General features: G+C 30.8%; 4 protein-coding genes. All 4 read right to left on the bottom strand.

The genetic code is table 11. The annotated features are described in order from the left end of the window. Window positions 1-234 precede the first annotated feature (234 nt). On the bottom strand, window positions 235-987 hold the full coding sequence (locus ACJBCC_RS17130; RefSeq protein ID WP_407557907.1) for a hypothetical protein: 753 nt from the start codon (window positions 985-987) through the stop codon (window positions 235-237). 148 nt (window positions 988-1135) lie between these two features. After that, window positions 1136-1573, bottom strand: a complete 438-nt coding sequence (locus tag ACJBCC_RS17135; RefSeq protein WP_407557908.1) for a hypothetical protein — start codon at window positions 1571-1573, stop codon at window positions 1136-1138. Then, window positions 1566-1820, bottom strand: coding sequence for a hypothetical protein (locus ACJBCC_RS17140; protein WP_407557909.1), 255 nt, complete (start codon window positions 1818-1820; stop codon window positions 1566-1568). Before ACJBCC_RS17140 ends, ACJBCC_RS17135 begins: the two co-directional genes overlap by 8 nt. A 137-nt stretch (window positions 1821-1957) precedes the next feature. After that, window positions 1958-2596 (bottom strand): hypothetical protein, encoded by a 639-nt coding sequence (locus ACJBCC_RS17145; protein ID WP_407557910.1) that lies wholly within the window; start codon window positions 2594-2596, stop codon window positions 1958-1960. Window positions 2597-2636: the final 40 nt, after the last annotated feature.

The raw sequence follows: 2636 nt of genomic DNA on the forward strand, positions 1-2636 counted from the left end.
TCTGAATACCGTCTGATTACTTTGTCATTTTTGTACATAATGTTTAAAATAATGTAGCCTTTATTCAGGACGGGTCAGTATTAACCACAACGTGTTTGTGTATGGTTAGTTGCGCGGTTAAGCAACTAATTTAGCAAACTTTTACGAACCCGAGAAAATTCCGCAGGAATTTTCGCAAGTAAGCACTTAAAAAGCAATTAATTATACACGGTGTTGTAAAACGTTTTTTATTCATTAAGGTAATATTCTAGGTCCGATTATATTCATCCATAAAATGAATCCCATTATTCCTCCAATAATTCCGCTTAAAATAAAAGTCAGACGTATCTTTTTAGGCATTATTTTAAAAATGACATAAATAGCAACTAAAATTCCGAGTGTTGCTAAAATTATCGGGATAGTTCCAGACCATAAATTCAATTCTTGTGATATATGCAATTCATCTCCTCCAAACCAATTTCCATTTGGTAAAATTAATTCTCCAGCAATAGAAGTTACAAGATTAAAAATCTCTCGTAACCAAAAAAGTGAAAGAAAAACAAAAAGCCAATCTAAAGTTTTCATTCCGCTTTTGTAAATAGATTTTCTACGAAATACTAACATTAGTAATCCAAGAGTTCCAGTTAAAACTGTTTGCAATGGTCCACCAATAGATATAAATAAACTATCATTTGATTCTTCATTCCAATAACGTTTTTCTAAAATATTATTATATTCTTCCGCTTTTTCTTGTATATCTTTTGGCCAAGAATCATATTCAACACTAACATAATCTTTTGTCAAATTTTTAAATGCTATTACATTTTCATCCTCTAAATATCCCTTTGGATAAGAATTCATACTTCCGTAATGAAGAGTAGTTTCGTAGCCTAATGATTTAGCAACTATTATATGTCCATATTCGTGACTTACTGTTCCAACTATTGTAAATAAAACAAAACCAAGTGAGAAATATATAAGATGTTTAATGTCAATCGAGATTTTCATTCAAATGTTTTACAACGTTGTTGTATAAGCTTTGTTGTGTTGGTTTAGCAGTAAAGTTACTAAATAATTACTGACCAAGAAAGTCCGTGAGGACTTTCGCAAGTAGGCAAAAAGCCAGCAATAAAGTTTATACGGTGTTAGGCAATCGTTATTTCTTTTTCAGTTTAAATTTTGTTCCTTCTTTATATCCAAAAGGATGATTTGGGCTTTTAATTCCAAAAGGTCCTGAACCTTCATTTGTATAATAAAATTCCTTTTTATCATTAGAATATCTACCTGCGCATAAAAGTTTAAATGTTGTTTTCCTTCTGTCAGATTTAGAAACAGCAATGTCAATCCAAACAGGAACTTTATCATTTCTGCATAGAATTTCAACTACTTGTTTTTCAGTTAAATCAAAGTATTTCTTTTCGTTATCCTCTGGATAAATGTCAAATTGTTTTAATTCAGGATTGTCGTGAGAAACATTTAATTCTAAATCATATTTGAATTCAGATTTTAAGTCATTTTTCACAAATTCTTTAGCAAATTTGAAAGAAGCGTAACTTGCTCCAAGTAGTAAAAATAGAAAATCAGGTTTATTCATTAATCACTTTTTCTAATTCTGTTTTAAAGTTTTCCCATTCAGTATATGTTTTGTCAGGAATTGTGCAAAAACCATTTTCTTCAGTTACTTTACTAATACCAAATTTGTTTTCAAAAAGTTGAATACAGTAAAAATCATTTTTTATCCAAATGTCAACCATAAATGCACCAGAATCAAAAGAATGAATTTCGTGTCGAATTCCTTTTGGTCTAATTAATTCTGATATTTTGTCAATATACGGTTTCATCTAATGTTGCCTAACGTGTTCGTGTATGGAAAGTTGCGTTTTTGTAAGCGAGGATTTTCCGAAGGAAAATCAGACGTAACAAAAGAGCAACGATTTTAATTTAAGCACTAATCTAGCAATTTTTGATACACGTTGTTCTACACCGTTTTTTCTTTCCGATAAACATTTATTTCGCTACTTGTCGCTGTAATAAAATATTCTCCATTGGATGAAAATCCGAAAGCTCTTAATTCATAATCGTGAAAGATTCGGAAGCAATGTTTTCCATCATCTTCTTTATATATACTTTTAAAATTCGGTTCAAATATTAAGTCAATTATTGGCCATTCAGTTGCCATATATTGAATTCCATCTCCATATTGATTCAAGAGAGGTAATCCGCCTCCACATAATCCGCTAATAGTTATTTTTTCATTCGCAAGTTTTCCAATTCCCATAGACCAAAGTTCATAAGAATTAAACCAATCAAAATCGGCATTATTATCTCTTTCGGTCAATTCAAATGTCGAACAGTCAATAATTCCTCGACCTTGACTTGAAACAATTAATAGCCATTCAGGATGATTTTTTGAAAATCCAACTTCGCTTAATCCTCCAACAGCAAATGTTTCTTTTTTCCATCCAGTTGGAATGTCAGATTTCTTTGCATTATCGACTAATTTTTGAAGTCTTAATCGATTTTCGTGTTCTGGATTATTGTTTTTACTAAAAATTTTCATTGCGTTGTCAAATGGTGTAGAACGTGTTTGTATATGGTTTGTTGCGTGGTTAAGCAACTAAGTTAACAAATAAAAACCGAATAGAAAATCCGCGAGG

Source organism: Winogradskyella sp. 4-2091 (assembly GCF_045765065.1).
GTDB lineage: Bacteria > Bacteroidota > Bacteroidia > Flavobacteriales > Flavobacteriaceae > Winogradskyella.